Raw genomic sequence first — 18,212 nt, 5'->3', positions numbered from 1 at the left:
GCCAGTCATTCGCGCATCACCGCTATCTACGAAGGAACCATCATGTCCAATACTCTCGGCGCAAGCCAACCCGGCGGGGCAGCCGCCAAGCACTACAGCGTGATCGTGGTCGGGGGCGGCCAGGCAGGCCTGTCCATGAGCTACTACCTGCAGCAGGCCAGGATCGACCACCTCGTGATCGAAAAGCACACCATCACCCACACCTGGCGCAACCAGCGCTGGGATGCGTTCTGCCTGGTCACGCCCAACTGGCAATGCGCGCTGCCCGGCTACCCGTACCGGGGCAGCGACCCCCACGGCTTCATGAAGAAGGACGAGATCGAGGCCTATCTCGACGGTTTCATCCGCATGGTCGACGCGCCGGTGCTCGAGCACACCGAGGTGCGCCGCGTCAGGCCGCGCGAGCACGGCGGCTACGAGGTCTTCACCTCGAACGGCGACTTCACCGCCGACCAGGTGGTGGTGGCCTCGGGCGGCTATCACGCGCCGATCGTGCCGCGCATGGCCGAGCGGCTGCCGGCCGGCATCCGCCAGATCCAGTCGTCCGAGTACCGCAACCCGCAGGCGCTGCCCGAAGGCGCGGTGCTGGTGGTGGGCTCCGGCCAGTCCGGCGCGCAGATCGCCGAAGACCTGCACCTGGCCGGGCGCAAGGTCTACCTGGCGGTGGGCGAGGCGCCGCGCTGCGCGCGCTTCTACCGCGGCCGCGACGTGGTGGACTGGCTGGCCGACATGCAGTACTACGACATGCCGGTGGAAGAGCACCCGCTGCGCGAAGGCGTGCGCGACAACACCAACCACTACGTGACCGGGCGCGACGGCGGGCGCGACATCGACCTGCGCAAGTTCGCCAGCGAAGGCATGGAACTGTACGGCGTGCTGGACGACTACCGCGACGGCCACCTGCGCTTCGCGCCCAACCTGGCGGCCAACCTGCAGGACGCCGACGACACCTACAACCGCATCAACGCCGGCATCGACAAGTACATCGAGAAGCAAGGCATCGCGGCGCCGCCGGCCAGCGTCTACGAGCCGGTGTGGCGGCCCGCCGGCGAGCGCACCGCGCTGGACCTGGGCAGCGCCGGCATCGGCAGCATCATCTGGTGCATCGGCTTCCGCCCGGACTTCAGCTGGCTGGAAGTGCCGGTCTTCAACGGCCGCGGCTATCCCGGCCACGTGCGCGGCGTCACCGCGCAGGCCGGCCTGTACTTCCTCGGCCTGCCGTGGCTGCACACCTGGGGCTCGGGCCGCTTCTCCGGCATCGCGCGCGACGCCGAGTTCCTGGCCGGCAAGGTGATCGCCGCGCGCACCGGCGAAGAAGCGCTGGCGGCCTGACATGCACCGCGCTCGCACCGACTACGTGGCGGGCATGCCGCAGTTGTCGTACACGGGGCTGTCGGAGAACTGGCTGCTCAAGACCTGCGGCGACCTGCACTGGCAGGGCCTTGCCGCGCTGGCCGGGCAGGCCGTGCCGGAGTTCCGCGACGCCGGGGGGCACAAGTCCTACGCCGCCTTCCTGGCGATCCGCGTGCGCGAGGCCGCGCTGGAGACGATGGGCGAGCACGCGGCATTCGCCATCGACAGCGAGCTCCAGCGCGTGACCGGCGCGCGCCACCACAGCACGCACCGCGTGATGGCGGGCGAGGCGCGCCGCGCCGAGGTGACGATGATGTCCACCTTCATCCGCCGCGAGCGCGAGCGCGACAACCGCTCGGTGGTGCGCGCGGCCTTCGGCCCCGCGCCCGAGGCGCCGCTGCCCGCCGCCGCCGAGATGGCGGCGCTGGCCAAGCGCTTCCGCGCGGGCGACTGGGGCGCGCACCTCGGGCTGGCGCAGACGCTGGCGCCCGCGCGCCACACCGCCGAATACCTGCCCTGCCCGTACACCGACTTCAACGGCGCCGACCTGCTCTACTTCGCCAGCTTCCAGGCCATCGTCGACCGCGCCGAGTGGCAGTGGCAGCGCTTCGAGGAACCGCCCGCGGTGTCGCAGCGCGACCTGTTCTTCCACGGCAACGTCAACCTGGGCGACGCGCTGGAATTATCGTTCAGCGCCGTGCACAGCGGCCCCGGCGGGCTGGCGCACTGGTGCGAGATCCGCCGCGCCAGCGACGGCGAGAAGATCGCCGACGTGGTCACGCGCAAGCACTGGAGAACGCGATGAGCAACGGCCACCACGGCGTGCCCCGGCGCGCCGTCTATACCGCCGCCGACCTCGACGGCATCGCCCATCTGGGCACCCTGCCCGGCGAGGCCCCGTTCGTGCGCGGCGTGCACCGCACCATGTACGCGGGCAAGCCGTGGACCATCCGCCAGTACGCCGGCTTCGCCGACGCCACCGCGTCCAACCTCGCCTACCGCACCGCGCTGGCGCAGGGCGCGCAGGGCCTGTCGGTGGCATTCGACCTGCCCACCCACCGCGGCTACGACTCGGACCACCCGCTGGCGCAGGCGGACGTGGGCATGGCCGGCGTGGCGGTCGATTCGGTCGAGGACATGAAGCGCCTGTTCGCGGGCATCCCGCTGGAGCGCGTCTCGGTGTCGATGACCATGAGCGGCGCGGTGCTGCCGGTGCTGGCCGCGTTCCTGGTGGCCGGCGAGGAAAGCGGCGTGCCGCTGGCCCAGTTGAGCGGCACCATCCAGAACGACATCCTCAAGGAGTACATGGTCCGCAATGCGTGGATCTTCGCGCCGGCGCCGTCCATGCGCATCGTCGGCGACGTGGTGGCGTGGCTGGCGCGGCACGTGCCGCGCTTCAACGGCATGTCGATCTCCGGCTACCATTTCCAGGAAGCCGGCGCCGACCCGGTGCTGGAACTGGCGCTGGCATTGGCCAACGGCCAGGCCTACGTCGAGGCCATCCGCGCGCGCGGCATCGGCGTGGACGAATTCTGCGGCACGCTGAGCTTCTTCTTCGGCGTGGGCAAGGATTTCTACCTGGAGATCGCCAAGCTGCGCGCCGCGCGCCTGCTGTGGTGGGAGATCATCCAGGCCGCCGGCGGCACCAGCGCGCGCGCCGGCGCGCTGCGCACGCACTGCCAGACCTCGGGCTGGTCGCTGACCGCGCGCCAGCCGCTCAACAACGTGGTGCGCACCACGGTGGAGGCGATGGCGGCGGTGTTCGGCGGCACCCAGTCGCTGCACACCAACGCCTACGACGAAGCGCTGGCGCTGCCCGGCGCCGACGCCGCGCGCCTGGCGCGCGACACCCAACTCATCCTGCAGCGCGAGATGGGCCTGTGCGAAGTGGCCGACCCGTGGGCCGGCTCCTACATGATGGAGTCGCTGACCGACGACGTGGCGCGCCGCGTGCGCGCGCTGATGGCCGAGATCGCGGCGCGCGGCGGCGTGCTCGCCGCGCTCGAATCGGGCTGGGTGCATGCCATGATCGCGCGCGGCGCCGCGCGCACGCAGGCCCGCATCGACTCGGGCGAGCAGGCCATCATCGGCGTCAACCAGTTCCGCGGGCCGGACGAGGAGCCGGCCTGCTTCATGGTGGACGGGCGCGCGGTGCAGGCCGCGCAGGCGCAGCGCCTGGCCGCGCTGAAGCAGGCGCGCGACCCGGCGGCGCTGCAACGCGCGCTGGCCGCGCTGACGGCGGCGGCGCGCGACGGCGGCGGCAACCTGCTCGCGCTCGCCATCGAGGCCATGCGCTGCCGCGCCACCGTGGGCGAATGCACCGCCGCGCTGGAGCAGGTCTGGCCGCGCCATCAGGCCAGCCCGGTGTTCGCCGCCGGCGAATACGGCAGCGCGCGTGGCAACGCGGGCGACACCGACACCGCCTGGGAACAGGCTTGCGCCCGCGTGCGCGCGCTGGCCGCCGGGCTGGGCCGCGCGCCGCGCGTGCTGATCGCCAAGCTCGGGCTGGACGGGCACGACCGCGGCGCCAAGGCGGTGGCCGCGGCGCTGTCCGACGCCGGCTTCGCCGTCACGCTCGGCCCGCTGTTCCAGCAGCCCGAGGACGTGGCCGCCGAGGCCGCGCGCGGCGGCTACGACGCGATCGGCATCTCCACGCTGGCCGGCGCGCACCTCGCGCTGCTGCCGCGCTTCCTGCGGGCGCTGGCGCAGCGGCAACCGGGCACGCCGGTCTTTGCCGGCGGCATCGTGCCGGACGCCGACGCGCGCCTGCTGCTCGGGCTGGGCGTGCGCGGCCTGTTCGGGCCGGGCACGCCGATGGAGGCGATCGCCGTGCGGTTCGCCGACGCGGTGGCGGAGACTGCGGCGCCAGCGGCGGACACGAAACACGCGGCGCCGCCGCGCGTGCTGCACGAAAGCCTCTGAACCTGCGGTCCGGCTGACCGGGCGCGCCGCCTTCAGCGCTTGCCGCGCGCCTTGCCCGGCCGCCGCGGCGCCGGCTGCGCGTCCTCGCGGATCATCTCGATCAGCGCGCGCAGCCCCGCCGGCACGTGGCGGCGGCCCGGGTAGTACAGGCTGAGCCCGTCGAACGGCGGCGTCCAGTCTTCCAGCACGCGCACCAGCGTGCCGGCGGCGAGGTCCGCCTCCACGCTCCACTCGGTGAGATAGGTCAGGCCCATGCCGTCGCGCGCCGCGTCGAGCATCAGGTAAGGATCGTCCAGCGTGAGCTCGCCCTGCACGTCCACGCTGAGCGCTTCGCCGTGGCGCGAGAATTCCCAGCGGTAGAGCGTGCCGCTCGGCAGGCGCGTGCGGATGCAGCGGTGCGCGAGCAGGTCGGCCGGCGCGCGCGGCGGCGGGTTGGCGGCGAAGTACGCCGGGCTGCCGACCACGGCGAAGCGCTGCGGCCGCCCCAGCGGCACCGCCACCATGTCCAGCGGCACGCTTTCGGCCAGCCGGATGCCGGCGTCGAAGCCGGCCACCACGATGTCGATCAGGCGCCCTTCGGTGACGATATCCAGCCGCATCTCGGGATAGCGCCGCAGGAACGCCAGGAACAGCGGCATCGCCTGCCGCGCGGCGCCCGACGAGGTATTGATGCGCAGCGTGCCGGAGGGCGTGTCGCGGTGGCTGCCGGCCTGCTCCATCGCGCCGCGGATGGCCGACAGCGCGGGCGCGATGCCGGCCACGAACTGCGCGCCGGCCTCGGTCAGCGACACGCTGCGCGTGGTGCGGTGGAACAGCCGCACGCCGATGCGCGCCTCCAGCGCGGCGATGGCATGGCTGAGCGCCGAGGTGGAGACGCCCAGCTCGGTGGCCGCCGCGCGGAAGCTGCGCAGGCGCGCCACCGCGGCCACGCCTTCGAGCTCGCCGAGTCCGGAAGTCTGCATTGTCCTAAATTACTCAATAGTTCGTGCGGAATTATATGGCTAGACCGGCCAATGCCGCGGGCTTATCTTCTGCCCCATGTTCCTACGCATCCTGCGCATTCCCGGAGTTCCCATGCATCGCATCGAACAGATCTACATCGACGGCGCCTTTGTCACCCCGCACGGCGAGGAATGGTTCGACCTGTACAACCCCGCCACCGCCGCGCCCAGCGGCCAGGTCCGGCTGGCCGACGCGCACGACGCGCGGCGCGCCATCGCCGCGGCCAGCCGCGCGTTTCCCGCCTTCTCGCGCACCAGCAAGGCCGAGCGCATCGAGTGGCTGCGGCGCATGCACGCCGCGGTGCAGGCGCGCGAGGACGAGCTGTTCGAGGCCATCGTCGCGGAGTACGGCGCGCCGGTGTCGCGCGGGCGCTGGATGGCGCAGCATGCCGCCAGCGTGCTGCTGGAGGCGGCCCGCGTGCTGGAGGACTACGCCTTCACGCGCCGCATGGGCACGGCGGACGTCATCATGACGCCGCTCGGCGTGGCCGGGCTGATCACACCGTGGAACAGCAACGGCAGCTTCATCTGCGGCAAGCTCGCGGCGGCCGTGGCGGCCGGCTGCACCGCCGTCATCAAGCCCAGCGAGATGAGCGCCGTGCAGACCCGCATCGTCACCGAGGCGCTGCACGAGGCGGGCCTGCCGCCCGGCGTGTTCAACATCGTGACCGGCCGCGGCGAGGTGGTCGGCGCCGAGATCAGCGCGCACCCGGACGTGGCTAAGGTGTCGTTCACGGGCTCCACCGCGGTCGGCAAGGCCATCCTGCGCGCCGGCGCCGACACGCTCAAGCGCGTCACGCTGGAGCTGGGCGGCAAGTCGCCGGTGCTGGTGCTCGACGACGCCGACTTCGCGCAGGCGGTGCCGCTGGCGCTGCAGGCCGGCTTCATGAACAGCGGCCAAGCCTGCATCGCCGGCACGCGCATCCTGGTGCCGCGGCAGCGCCTGGCCGAATTCGAGGCGGCCGTGGTGGCGGAGGTGGCGCGCATCCGCAGCGGCGACCCGCGCGACCCCGAGACCGCCATCGGCCCGATGGTCAGCCAGAAGCAATGGGAGCGCGTGCAGCGCTACATCCGCATCGGCATCGGCGAAGGCGCGCGGCTGCTGGCCGGCGGCGAAGGCCGCCCGCAGGGCACGCGCGACGGCTGGTTCGTGCGCCCGACCGTGTTCAGCGGCGTGCGCAACGACATGACCATCGCGCGCGAGGAGATCTTCGGCCCGGTGCTGGCGATCCTGCCTTACGGCGACACCGAGGAAGGCATCGCCATCGCCAACGACACCAGCTACGGCCTGCAGGGCTACGTGCTGTCCACGGACGCGGCGCGCGCCCGCGCGGTGGCGCAGCGCATCGAGGCCGGCCGCGTGCTGGTCAACACACTGGCGCACGAGCCGGCCGCGCCGTTCGGCGGCTTCAAGCAGTCCGGCATCGGCCGCGAGTACGGCACCTTCGGGCTGGAAGCGTTCATGGAGCCCAAGTCGCTGCTGGGCGTGGCCTGAGCGGGCGGCGGCGCGCGCGCCTCAAGCGGGGTCGCGCGCGCCCTCGGCGCCGGCCTGCCGCAGCCCCAGCCGGGTCAGCCGCAGGGATGTGGATTTTTCAAGCGTGGCACCGTCGAATGCCAGCAATTGCGCATCGAGCAGGCGCTGGATCTGCCACCAGGCGATGTGCACGTCGTGCTCGAGCGACGGCGGGTGCTTCAGTATCGCCGCGGGAATCCGCCCGCCCCAGGGATTGACCGCCAGGGTCAGCGTGGCCCCCTGGCGCATTCGCAGAAGAATCTCGTCTTTTCGCATTGCAAAGCACTCCCCGCACCCCGGTGCTGCGAAAAAAACGATTCTCCTGCGTTGCCTCGACGTGTGTCCGTCGATGGCGTGCGCGTCACGTCTTGCGGCGTTGCGTATTGCATATTGCGTATTGCATATTGGCGGCGCCGGGAGCGGAATCCCTGCGCCACGCCGCGTCTGTCCATCCCCAAAGCCGGGGAAATCATTGCCGCGACGGCCTGCGGAAGTCAAGCAAGATGCGTTCCCTGCTCGCGGATGCCGCCGCGCCGCCGCGCCATCACGCGCCCGCGCCGATCACCGAGACGTTGACCGCCACGATGCCCAGCGGCTCGCGCCCGGCGTCGCCGGCGGCGTCCGCGCCGGTCCAGCCGCGCAGCGTGTCCCGCAGCGCGTGCAGCAAGGCGCCGTTGTCCTCCGTTTCCTCATCCAGCCCCAGCAGCACCTCGAACGCGGCATCGTGCTCGCCCGCGGCCTGCAGGCGCGCGTCGAGTTCGGCCAGCACCGCGTAGACCGCGCCGGCCATCTGCCGCACGAAGCCGCGCTGCACGCCCAGCGCGACGTAGGACGCGCGGATCCACGATTCCACCAGCGTGACGAAGATCACGCCGGTTTCGTCGGCATTGATCTCGAACGCGCAATAGCCCACGGGATCGAGGTCGCGCGCAAGGATCAGGCGGTAGAACAGCACCTGCCCGCAGATTTCGTCGCTGTCCATGTCCATCTCGAAGGCCTGGCCCGGCTCCCAGTCGTCGCTGTCGAGCGCCTCGCCGCTGGCCTGCGCGCCGCCCTGCGCGGCCAGTTGCGCGCGCAGCCCGGCCAGCACTTCCTCGCGGCCCGGCGCCTGCGGCGGTTCGGTGTAGATGGCGAAGCGGCCGGCCTCGGCGCCGTCCAGGAAGCCGGCGCCCATCAGCGGCGAGAGTTGCAGCGGCAGCGGCTCCTGCAGGGCCTGGCGCAGGGTGTCGGTGTTGGTGGAAGCGGTCATGGCGTGGATAGGAAAGGAAGGGAGAAGACGCGGAAGAGGCGGAAGACGGAGAAGATGACGACGATGTGGCATTCGGAAGGCAGCGGCGAGTTTGCCACAGATACGGCGCGCCGAGCCACCGCGCGGGGCGCTGTGCCACAATCCTGCACGCGGGCCGCGCCGCCCTCCCCATGAAACACAATTCCCGCCGGCGGCCGCCGGCATCACCCACCCGCGATCCCGATTCCTCCAGCCAGAAAAAGGAAGCAGCATGCCCTCCCGCCGTGAGTTCCTGAAGACCGTGCCGATCGCCCTGGCCGCGGGCCTGGCGGCCACCGCCGCCGCGCCCGCCGCGGCGGCCCTGCTCGACGAGCAGGACCCGCAGGCCGTCGGCCTCGGCTACAAGGCGGACACCCGCAAGGTCGACCAGGCCAAGTACCCGAAGCACGCGGCCAGCCAGACCTGCGCCAATTGCCAGCTGTTCCAGGAAGGCAGCAGCCCGGCCACCGGCAGTTGCGTGCTGTTCGGCGACAAGCAGGTCGCGGCGGCGGGCTGGTGCAGCGCCTGGGAACAGGGCTAGCCCATCGCCGTGAACAGCAGGCCGGCGATGCCCAGCCCCACCGCGGCCAGCGCATCGCCGGCGATCAGCCCGCCGCCCACCAGCGAGGTGGTGCTCATGTCGGCGGGCAGCGGGTCCGCCGCCGCGCGCCGGCCCGGCAGCGCGTCGACCACGCTGGCCACCACGCCGCCGGCGGCAAACCAGGCCGAGGTCGGCAGGTTGACGAAGCCGCCGAACGAAGACGCATAAGGCGAAGGCAGCAGCACCGTATCGACCAGGAAATCGAGCACACGGCCCTTGCCGCCGGCCGCGACGAGACGCTGGTAGCCCGCGCGCGACCTGACCAGCAGGCGCAGCAGCGCGGTGGCCAGGCCGAGGCCGATCCCCAGCGCCACCGCGGTGCGCTGGTGCGGCAGGTCCTGCGCCAGCCCGCGCAGCGCGCCGACGATCTTGTAGGTCATGGCCGAGGCCCAGCGGTGCGGCTGCGCGTCGGCGGCCAGCATGGTCTGGTCCAGCGCCAGTTCGGGATAAGCGCGCATGAACAGGCGCGCGAACAGCACCGCCAGCACCGCGCCGGCGGCGATGCCGGCCACCTGGAAGCGGAACTGCACGGTGCGGTCCGTGCCCAGGCGCCAGCCGGTGGAGCGGTCCTGCTGCATGTCGCAGGCCTGGCCGGTGGACACCAGCAGCACCGTCGCGGCGATCAGCCCCACCTGCGGATCCTTCAGGCCGAGCGCCGCCATCAGGATCACCGACAGCACGAAGGCCGAGGAAATCGGGTTCTGGTCCACCATGCCGACCGAGATGCCGTTGACCATCGCGAACAGGAACACCAGCACCACGGCCAGCAGCAGGTAGCCCGGCGGCTGGCCCAGCAGGCCAGATCCCACCGCGACGATGGCCGCGCCCCAGAACACCACCCATGCCAGCAGCCGCCACGACGCGCCGCCCGGCGCGCGCGGCTGGGATGCGCGCGCCTCGCGGACCGCCCGGCCCTGCCGCCAGGCGCGCCGCAGCAGCAGCGACATGTCGACCAGCGCCGCGCCCATGATCATGCCCAGCGCGATCAGGAACGTGATCTTGCGGAACGGGTCGCCCGGCGCCAGCCAGCCGATCGAGATGAAATACGGCACCAGCGCCTGGCTCGCGAGCCCGGCCGCCAGCGCCGCCAGCCCGATGCGCGCGCCCACGATCATGCCCGCGCCGAAGGTCGAGGCCGACAGGTCCACCGCCGCCAGCAGCGCCACGCGCGCCGCGCCGACGCCGCAGGCCACGCCCAGCGCGGCGCCGCCGGCCAGCCGCGCAACCGAAAGCCGCAGCAGCACCGGATCGGTCAGCGCGCGCAGGATGTTGGCCACCGCCAGCCCGGACGGAAACGTCAGTTGCAGGCGGTCCACCAGCACCGGCGTGTACAGCATGCCCACGCCCACGCCGAACATGCCCACGCACAGCATGTACAGCATCAGCTGCCACAGCGGCGGCTCCGGCAGGCCCATCCACGTCATCGCCTGGATCACCACCGCCATCGCGCTCATGCCGGCCACCGAGGCGGCAATGGTCTGGATGTAGTTGGCGCCGTGGCGCCCCTGCGCGCCGTAGCCGTAGGTGATGGTCGAGCCCAGGATGCCGGCCAGCACCTGCCCGCCCACGAAGAAGCCGAGCGAGAAATTCATGTAGGCCGCCGCGACCCCGCCCAGCGGCCCCAGCACCAGCACCCCGACCGCGCCGAGCAGCGCGTAGTAGCCCCAACTGCCCTGCGCCGGCAGCCACTCCCAGCGGCGGCCGGCGGGCACGGCATCGCCGGGCGGTGGAACGGTGGCTTCCGTCATTGGCTTTCCCATGCGCCTTGGCGTCGGTCGGATCTGCGGGGGTGGAACGGCAACGGCGGCAACACGGTGGGCGCCGTCACGCGGGAGATGCTGGAAGCGATGCTACCGCAACGCCGCGCGGCGGGGATGGGCGGGCTGGCGGAAAGAAGGAAAGGATGGCGGGAAGGGAATGCGGCGCGGCCGCCACGCGGTATCCGCATGGCGAAAAAAATCCGGACACGTCGGTGTCCGGAAACCCATTTGCTGACTCAGATCGTGTCACAAACCTGAGACAATAAATAATAATGATTATCATTTGCCTGGTCAAGATATGTATACCCGGTCTGTCATGCGCCCGCGGCCGGTGATCGAAATGACTGGCGCCAAGCCCGAGGCGCAGTCTTTGTTTCCGTATCCACGCCGGCGCGGAACGCGACATGGCGCGCGCCATTGCCGCGCGGGTCCGGCGCCAGGCCGACGCCCTGCTGGCGATGGCGCCGGCGATCCCGCCGGTCGGCCAGGACCTGCCGTGGGCGCCCCGCTCAGGCGGTCTTGCGCTGCGCCGCCAGGTGCCGCCCCGCGTCCGGCGCCATGCGGACGTAGCCGATCAGCGAGACCAGCGTCAGCACCCCGGCGAACAGGAAGGCCCAGCGGAAATCGCCCAGCGTGAAATGCGGCAATCCGCCCGGCTGGGCCGACTCGCCGCGCAGCGCCGCGGCCACGCGCAGCGACAGCGAGCCGAACGCGATGCCCAGGCCGATGGTCATCTGCTGGGCGGCGTTCCACAGCGTGTTGGCGCCGCTCATCTGCGCCGGCGGAATGTCGGCATAGGCCAGCGAGGCGAGCGTGGAGAACTGCATCGAGCGCGTCACGCCGTACACGAACACCACGAACAGCACCAGCGCCAGCGGCATGTCCGAGGTGAGCAGCCCGCAGGCCACGATGAACACGCCGGCGAGCGCGGTGTTGACGATCGCCGTGGAGCGGAAGCCGTAGCGGTGCAGCACGGGCGTGGTGAGCGCCTTCATGCCGAGGTTGCCGACCGCGCTGGCCAGCAGCAGCAGCCCCGCGCGGAACGCAGACAGGCCGAAGCCGACCTGGAACAGCAGCGGCATCAGGTACGGCACCGCGCCGATGCCCACGCGCGTGAACGACCCGGTAATGACCGTGACGGAGAAGGTCGGCACGCGCAGCGTGGTGAAGTCGAGCAGCGGATGCGGGTGGCCCGCCGCGTGGCGCACGGTCAGCACGCCGGACAGCAGCCCCGCCGCCACGCAGCCGCCCGCCAGCGCCAGGCTGGCGCCGTCCTGGCTGGCCAGCTCGGTGCCGTACAGCACCAGCGTCAGGGTGGCGCCGCCGAGCAGGAAGCCGATCACGTCGAGCGGCTTGCGCTCGGCCGCGCGCGCGTTGCGGATCATCATGAAGGTGGCCACCAGCGCGGCGATGCCGAACGGCACGTTGAGCAGGAAGATCCAGCGCCAGGACGCATAGGTGGTGATGAAGCCACCGATCGGCGGCCCCACCACGGGCGCGGCGATGGCCGGCCAGGTGATGGTGGAGATGGCTTTGATGAGGTCGCGCTTGTCGGTGTTGCGCACCACGATCAGGCGCCCCACCGGCACCATCATCGCCCCGCCGATGCCTTGCAGCACGCGCGCCGCGGTGAACTCCGCCAGCCCGCTGGACGCGCCGCACAGCACCGAGGCCACCGTGAACACCACGATGGCGCCGCCGAACACGGTGCGCGAGCCGTAGCGGTCCGCGATCCAGCCGCTGATCGGGATGAACACCGCCAGCGCCAGCATGTAGGCGGTCATGCCCAGGCTGAGGTCGTTCGGCCCGACCCCGAACGACTGCGCCATCTGCGGCAGCGCCGTGGCGATCACGGTGGTGTCGAGGTACTCCATGAAAAAGGTGGCGGCGACGAGATAGGGCAGGAATCTCATCGAAGACTGGCTTTGCATGGTTGTCATGGACTGGCGCGCGCGGACTGGCGGGATGCCGTCCGGCGTCGGGGAGGGTTGATCTTGGCGGCGGCCCGGGCTGGCGCCGGGGCGAAAGCGCCATGATACCGGGCATCGGCGCCGGCCGTTGCCCGCCCCGGGCGGCTCAGCGCGGCAGGTGCACCGGGTCCATGTGCGTCATCACGTCGAGCACGTCGGTCACTTCCATCGCGCGCCGGCGCGCCTCGAGGGCGATGTGGTGGCCGGCCTCCACCGTGAGCGCGCCGTCGATCTCCAGGTGCACGTCGGCCAGGACGAAGTCGCCCATCTTGCGCGTGCGCAGCCCGTGCAGGCCGTGCACGCCGGGCGTGCCGAGCATGGCCTCGCGGATCGCCGCCACGGTCTGCGCGTCCACGGCGCCGTCCATCAGGTCGTGCATGGCCTCCCACGAGAACTTCCAGCCCATGCGGCTGACCATCAGGCCGACCACCAGCGCCGCGATCGGGTCGAGCATGTGCACGCCCAGCATGTTGCCGCCGATGCCGAGCGCCACCACCAGCGAGGACGCCGCGTCCGAGCGCGCATGCCAGGCATTGGCCGCCAGCATGGCGGAGCGCACGCGCTGGGCCACCGCCAGCATGTAGCGGAACAGCAGTTCCTTGGCCGCCAGCGCGCCCAGCGCCACCCACAGCGCGATCTCCTTGACCGGCTGGATCAGCTCGGGATGCTCCAGCTTGCTCACCGCCGTCCACAGCATGCCCACGCCGACCGCCAGCAGCAGGATGCCGATGCCCAGCGAGGCGGCGGTCTCGAAGCGCTGGTGGCCGTACTGGTGGTCGGCGTCGGCGCCCTTGCGGCTGTGGTGGCTGGCGAACAGCACCACGAAATCGGAGATCAGGTCGGACAGCGAGTGCACGGCGTCGGCGATCAGCGCCTGCGAGCCGGCGAACAGCCCGGCCGCCATCTGCATGCCGGTCAGCAGCAGATTGACGCCGACGCTCACCAGCGTGCTGCGGCGCGCCTCCTCGGTCTTGGTCGGCGCGCCGGCGCCGTCGTGCTCGCCGGCCATGCGCGCCTCGGCCCTCGCGCGGCCCTCGCCGGGCCCCACGGCGCTCATCGCGCCGGCGCGGCGCTAGTCCGCCCGCGCCGCTCCAGCCATTCGAACAGCATCATGCCCGCCAGCATGGCCAGCACGAACACCGCGCCCTGCCACGCGCCGGCGCCGAGCAGCACCAGCGCCGGGCCCGGGCAGATGCCGGCCAGGCCCCAGCCTGCGCCGAACAGCAGGCTGCCGCCGACGAGGCGCGCATCGATGCCGCGCGCGCCTGGCAATCGCATCGGCAGCCCGAGCAGCGACACGCGGCGGCGCCGCGCCAGCGCGAACGCCACCAGGCCGAGCGCGATGGCGCCGCCCATCACCAGCGCCAGGGACGGGTCCCAGGCGCCGGCGAGGTCGAGAAAGCCCAGCACCTTGGCGGGATTGGCCATGCCGGCCAGGATCAGCCCGAGGCCGAACACCAGCCCGGCCAGCAGCGCCGACAACAGGGAGGACAGCGGGGAAGACAGCGGGGAAGCCACGCGCGCGGCGCCGTGGGACGCGGTATCGGGAGTCGTCATGGGCGTGGCCATCTCAAGCCCCGACCAGATGGCGGACCACGTAGACCGTGGCAAAGCCGGTGGCCATGAAGGCCAGCGTGGCCACCAGCGAGCGCGGCGACAGCCGCGACAGCCCGCACACGCCATGCCCGCTGGTGCAGCCCGAGCCGTAGCGCGTGCCCAGCCCGACCAGCAGCCCGGCCACGGCCAGCACGCCGGTGCCGGCCTCGATGCGGATCTCCGGCAGCGCCGCGAACAGGCGCCAGCACAACGGCGCCGCCACCAGCCCGGCCACGAAGGCCAGCCGCCAGGCCACGTCCCCGCGCGCCGGGCGCAACAGGCCGCCGACGATGCCGCTGATGCCGGCGATGCGCCCGTTGAGGAGGATGAACAGCGCCGCGGCCAGCCCGATCAGCAGGCCGCCTGCCAGTGCCGGCAGCGGCGTGAAATGCGTCCAGTCGATTGTCATGATGGTCTTGTGGGGTTCCCGGCCCGCCGTGCCGCGGATGGTGCCGGTGCCGCCGGCCGCGCGCCGCCCGGCGCCGACGCGACGGTCGATGCCGCGGTCGACGGGATGGTCGATGCGGTAGTCAATGCGGTAGTCGATGGGATAGTCAATGCGACATCAGCACAGGAATCTCTGCTTGCCGCATCAGCGTGCGCGTGGTGCCGCCCGTGACCAGCTCGCGCAGGCGCGCGTGTCCGTAGCCGCCCGCGACCAGCAGGTCGGCCCGCAGCTCGCGCACCGCGCCCAGCAGCAGCGGCCCGGGCCGCTGGCCGCCCGGCGCGGCATGGATGGCGGCCACGATGCCGTGGCGCGCGAGGTGCTCGCACAGCGCGGCCGGCGCGGCATGCGGCTCGGGCGCGCCGCTGTCGGCGCCCGGCGCGCTGATCACGCTCACGCGCGCGGCCCGGCGCAGCAGCGGCATGGCGTCGGCCACCGCGCGGGCGGCCTCGCGGCCGCCGTCCCAGGCGATGGCGACGTGCCCGCAGTCCAGCCGGCGCACGCCCGGCGGCACCAGCAGCACCGGCCGGCCCGCCTCCAGCATCACGTATTCGGGGGTCTGCGCCACCAGCACCGGCAGCGACTCCAGCCCCGGCAGCCGGGCCAGCACGATCAGGTCGGCCAGCCGCCCTTCCCGGGCCAGCGCCCAGCCCGGCTCTTCCTCGATCAGGCGATGGTTGCAGCCCAGCTCCGGCGCGGTTTCCTGCATGACGCGGTGGAAGTCGGCGCTGGCCGCCGCGGCCTGGGCCAGCAACTGGCGCCGGGCCAGCTCGGCGTAGCGGCCGGCGTCGTCGCCGGCGCCGCGGAACGGCTCCAGGCGCGTGCCGGTCGCGGTCACGCCGGTGACGTGGGCGGCACTGTGCCGCGCCAGCTCCGCCGCCAGGCGGACCCGGTCGGCGCAGCCCGGGTCCGGGCCAAGTTCGACCAGCAGGGTCTTGAATTCCATGATGTCTCGGGCTCCGGGCAGAGGACGGTGGAAAAACGGTGGAAGAACAGTCAGCAAAGGCGGCGAATGGCCGCGCCGCAATTATGCCAAGCCCGGGCGTGCCTTGGCAGCCCCGCCGGCGCGCGCCCGGTGAGCGCCGAAAAAATAACTTCAGGATCGGGGCCGCCATGCCGATAGCAATGCCAGAGCCGAGTCATTGTCACGCAGGGCCCCGTCGGGGCGGGCAGGCATTATCGGTCGTTAGCGACGTTTACCTCACCCATGCCAGACAGAGACAAAGCGCTCGGCATAGCCGACCCCCATCTGCTATTCCGCAATTCGCTCGAACAGGCCACCGATGCCGTCTTCGTGGTGGACGCGGATGGCCAGGTGATCTTCCTGAACGCGGCGGCCGAGACGCTCTGCGGCGCCTGCCGCACGCAGGTGCTCGGCCGGCACGTCGACACGCTGGTGCAGCCGCTGCCCGGCGCCGGCCCGCAGCCGGCCGGCGAGCATGGCGAGCTGCTGCCGGCGGTGCAGGTGCTGCGCCCGGACGGCGGCCGGCGCTTCGGCTTCCTGGCCGAAGCCGTCGCCACGCCGGGCGGCGCCGCGCTGCGCACCCTGCTGGTCAAGGTGCCGGACGGCGCCGGCGTCGGCCGCGACGACCATCCGCTGCTGTCGGTGATCGCCGACGAGATCGACAGCGCGGTGCTGGTGGTGGATACCGACTGGCGCATCGTGTACGTCAACGCCGGCCTGACGCGCCTGCTCGGCTACGCGCCGAGCGACATGTTCGGCCGCACGCCCGCCGACGTGCTGGCCGGCGAGTTCACCGACCCCGCCGCCATGCGGCGCCCGCAGGCGCAACGCGCCGCGCCCGCGGTGGAGCGCCACGAGGCGCTGATCTACGCGCGCGGCAACAGCCCGCTGTGGGTGTCGGTCACGGTGCGCCACCTGGTCAGCACGGTGGGCGGGCACCACCACGGCATCGTCATCCTGTCCGACATCACGCAGAAGAAAACCTACGAGCTGCTCCAGCGCAAGGTGCTGCACGCGATGGTGATGGATCAGCCGCTGCCGGCGGTGATGGAGCTGATCTGCCAGGAAGTGCAGCGCGTGGCGCCCTCGGTGGTCGCCTCCGTGCTGCGCGTGGACAGCGAGCGGCGCCTGCGCCCGCTGGCCGCGCCGGCGCTGCCGCCCGAGTACTCGGCGGCGCTCGACGGCGTGCCGGTCGGGGCCGCGGTGGGCTCCTGCGGCACCGCCGCCTGGCTGGGCGAGCCGGTGGTGGTCAGCGACATCGCCACCGACCCGCGCTGGGCGGACTTCCGCCACCTGGCCCTGCCGCTGGGCCTGGCGGCCTGCTGGTCGTACCCGATCAAGGCCGGCGACGGCCGCGTGCTGGCCACGCTGGCCTTCTATTTCCGCAGCGTGCGCGAGCCCGACGCCTTCCACCAGCAGGTGGTGGAAGTCTGCGCCTGGCTGTGCAAGCTGGCCTTCGAGCGCGACGACGCCGCCGAGCGCATCCAGCAGCTCGACCACTACGACTCCCTCACCGGCCTGCCCAACCGCAGCCAGCTGCAGCGCCAGGCCGGCAAGCTGCTGCTGGCGGCGCGCCAGGCCGGCGCCGCGCTGAGCGTGCTGTTCGTCGACCTGGACCGCTTCAAGTACATCAACGATTCGCTCGGCCACAGCGGCGGCGACAAGATGCTGCGCGAGGTGGCCAAGCGCCTGGTCGCCCACGCCGGCGAGAGCGCGCTGGTGGCGCGCCTGTCGGGCGACGAGTTCGCGCTGGTGCTGCCCGGCGCCGACCGCACCCGCACCATCGCCACCGGCCAGCGCCTGCTGGTGGCGATGCGCCAGCCGCTGCGCATCGACCACGCCAGCATCGCGCCCTCGGCCAGCATCGGCATCAGCCTGTTCCCGTCGGACGGCGACACGCTGGACTACCTGCTGCACTGCGCCGAGATGGCCATGTACGACGCCAAGGCGGCCGGGCGCAACCTGTTCCGCCTCTTCAGCATCGAGATGAACTGGGCCGCGCAGGAGCGCCTGGCGCTGGAGTCGGCGCTGCGCGACGCGCTGCTCAACGAGGAACTCCACCTCAACTTCCAGCCGCAGGTGTTCCTGCGCGACGGGCGCCTGTACGGGCTGGAAGTGCTGGTGCGCTGGCACCACCCGCATTTCGGCAAGGTGCCGCCCGACCGCTTCGTGCCGCTGGCCGAGGACGCCGGCCTGATCGGCACGCTGGACCGCTGGGTACTCGAGCGCGCGTGCGCGCAGCTGGCCGCCTGGCGCCACGAGGGCATCCCGGTGCCGACCATCTCCGTCAACATCTCGCCGGGCAGCTTCCGCGACCCGGCGCTGGCCACCGACGTGGCCGAGACGCTCTCGCGCCACGGCCTGCCCGCCCACGCGCTGGTGCTGGAGATGACCGAGGGCCTGCTGATGGAGGACGATGCCGGCATCGCCGCCACCGTCGCCGCGATCCACGCGCAGGGCGTGCGCCTGTCGATGGACGATTTCGGCACCGGCTATTCGAGCCTGGGCTACCTGCGCCAGTTGCCGGTGCACCAGCTCAAGCTCGACAAGAGTTTCGTGATCGACCTGGAGAGCGACGCCGCCGCGCGCGAACTGGCCAGCGCCGTGATCCGCATCGGCGACAGCCTGAAGCTCGCGGTGGTGGCCGAAGGCGTGGAGAACGACGCGCAGCGCCAGTTCCTGCTCTCGCAGGGCTGCCACATGGGCCAGGGCTACCTGTTCTCGCGCCCGCTCGATGCCGACGCCGCGGCGCAGTGGATGAAGTCGCAGCACCCGGCCGAGCGCGCGGCCCCGCAGCCCAACCACTCGCTGCGCTAGGCC

The 18,212-nt window shown here is 72.1% G+C and carries 15 protein-coding genes; 6 read left to right on the top strand and 9 right to left on the bottom strand.

What is annotated here, in order from left to right:
- The first annotated feature begins 42 nt into the window (after nucleotides 1–42).
- Genes ACWTPI_RS26765 through scpA form a run of 3 tightly spaced genes read left to right on the top strand, consistent with a single transcriptional unit; the run spans nucleotide 43 to nucleotide 4,275 of the window.
- A complete protein-coding gene (locus ACWTPI_RS26765; protein ID WP_059411722.1) occupies nucleotides 43–1,332 on the top strand; it encodes an MSMEG_0569 family flavin-dependent oxidoreductase in 1,290 nt (429 codons plus the stop codon).
- A gap of 1 nt (nucleotide 1,333) precedes the next feature.
- On the top strand, nucleotides 1,334–2,158 hold the full coding sequence (locus ACWTPI_RS26760) for a Pnap_2097 family protein (protein ID WP_020202494.1): 825 nt from the start codon (nucleotides 1,334–1,336) through the stop codon (nucleotides 2,156–2,158).
- Nucleotides 2,155–4,275, top strand: coding sequence for a methylmalonyl-CoA mutase (scpA, locus tag ACWTPI_RS26755; protein WP_454733229.1), 2,121 nt, complete (start codon nucleotides 2,155–2,157; stop codon nucleotides 4,273–4,275). Before ACWTPI_RS26760 ends, scpA begins: the two co-directional genes overlap by 4 nt.
- Nucleotides 4,276–4,307: 32 nt before the next feature.
- On the opposite strand, the gene ACWTPI_RS26750 is transcribed toward scpA, so the two are convergent.
- Complete coding sequence (locus ACWTPI_RS26750) at nucleotides 4,308–5,237, bottom strand: LysR family transcriptional regulator (RefSeq protein WP_020202492.1); 930 nt, start codon at nucleotides 5,235–5,237, stop codon at nucleotides 4,308–4,310.
- 112 nt (nucleotides 5,238–5,349) lie between these two features.
- On the opposite strand from ACWTPI_RS26750, the gene ACWTPI_RS26745 reads away from it, so the two are divergent.
- Complete coding sequence (locus tag ACWTPI_RS26745; protein ID WP_020202491.1) at nucleotides 5,350–6,771, top strand: aldehyde dehydrogenase family protein; 1,422 nt, start codon at nucleotides 5,350–5,352, stop codon at nucleotides 6,769–6,771.
- 21 nt (nucleotides 6,772–6,792) lie between these two features.
- Here the strand turns inward: ACWTPI_RS26745 and ACWTPI_RS26740 are convergent, their stop codons facing one another.
- Together ACWTPI_RS26740 and ACWTPI_RS26735 are read right to left on the bottom strand one after the other, a co-directional pair.
- Nucleotides 6,793–7,065: a hypothetical protein gene (locus ACWTPI_RS26740; protein ID WP_155888032.1), complete on the bottom strand. Its 273-nt coding sequence runs from the start codon at nucleotides 7,063–7,065 to the stop codon at nucleotides 6,793–6,795.
- Between the two features lie 268 nt (nucleotides 7,066–7,333).
- On the bottom strand, nucleotides 7,334–8,038 hold the full coding sequence (locus ACWTPI_RS26735; RefSeq protein WP_454733228.1) for a hypothetical protein: 705 nt from the start codon (nucleotides 8,036–8,038) through the stop codon (nucleotides 7,334–7,336).
- A gap of 250 nt (nucleotides 8,039–8,288) precedes the next feature.
- On the opposite strand from ACWTPI_RS26735, the gene ACWTPI_RS26730 reads away from it, so the two are divergent.
- On the top strand, nucleotides 8,289–8,597 hold the full coding sequence (locus tag ACWTPI_RS26730) for a high-potential iron-sulfur protein (RefSeq protein ID WP_059411727.1): 309 nt from the start codon (nucleotides 8,289–8,291) through the stop codon (nucleotides 8,595–8,597).
- Here the strand turns inward: ACWTPI_RS26730 and ACWTPI_RS26725 are convergent.
- The 6 genes from ACWTPI_RS26725 to ACWTPI_RS26700 form a co-directional block, all read right to left on the bottom strand.
- Nucleotides 8,594–10,405, bottom strand: coding sequence for an OPT/YSL family transporter (locus ACWTPI_RS26725; RefSeq protein WP_454733227.1), 1,812 nt, complete (start codon nucleotides 10,403–10,405; stop codon nucleotides 8,594–8,596). The two genes, ACWTPI_RS26730 and ACWTPI_RS26725, sit on opposite strands and share 4 nt — an antisense overlap.
- Before the next feature lie 521 nt (nucleotides 10,406–10,926).
- On the bottom strand, nucleotides 10,927–12,330 hold the full coding sequence (locus ACWTPI_RS26720) for an MFS transporter (RefSeq protein ID WP_020202486.1): 1,404 nt from the start codon (nucleotides 12,328–12,330) through the stop codon (nucleotides 10,927–10,929).
- 163 nt (nucleotides 12,331–12,493) lie between these two features.
- Nucleotides 12,494–13,396, bottom strand: a complete 903-nt coding sequence (locus ACWTPI_RS26715) for a cation diffusion facilitator family transporter (RefSeq protein ID WP_454734023.1) — start codon at nucleotides 13,394–13,396, stop codon at nucleotides 12,494–12,496.
- Between the two features lie 44 nt (nucleotides 13,397–13,440).
- Nucleotides 13,441–13,944, bottom strand: coding sequence for a DUF6691 family protein (locus tag ACWTPI_RS26710; protein WP_454733226.1), 504 nt, complete (start codon nucleotides 13,942–13,944; stop codon nucleotides 13,441–13,443).
- A gap of 13 nt (nucleotides 13,945–13,957) precedes the next feature.
- Entirely contained in the window at nucleotides 13,958–14,392 is a 435-nt protein-coding gene (locus ACWTPI_RS26705) for a YeeE/YedE family protein (protein ID WP_059411729.1), read from the bottom strand.
- Between the two features lie 145 nt (nucleotides 14,393–14,537).
- Nucleotides 14,538–15,374, bottom strand: coding sequence for a universal stress protein (locus ACWTPI_RS26700; RefSeq protein WP_059411730.1), 837 nt, complete (start codon nucleotides 15,372–15,374; stop codon nucleotides 14,538–14,540).
- 261 nt (nucleotides 15,375–15,635) lie between these two features.
- On the opposite strand from ACWTPI_RS26700, the gene ACWTPI_RS26695 reads away from it, so the two are divergent.
- The gene (locus tag ACWTPI_RS26695; RefSeq protein ID WP_082079504.1) at nucleotides 15,636–18,209 is read left to right on the top strand and encodes a sensor domain-containing protein; all 2,574 of its coding nucleotides are present in this window, start codon (nucleotides 15,636–15,638) and stop codon (nucleotides 18,207–18,209) included.
- The last annotated feature ends 3 nt before the right edge of the window (nucleotides 18,210–18,212 follow it).

It is taken from the genome of Cupriavidus ulmosensis (genome assembly GCF_977008105.1).
Note: the sequence above shows the minus strand (reverse complement) of the source record. Positions and strands in the feature narration are given on the sequence as shown.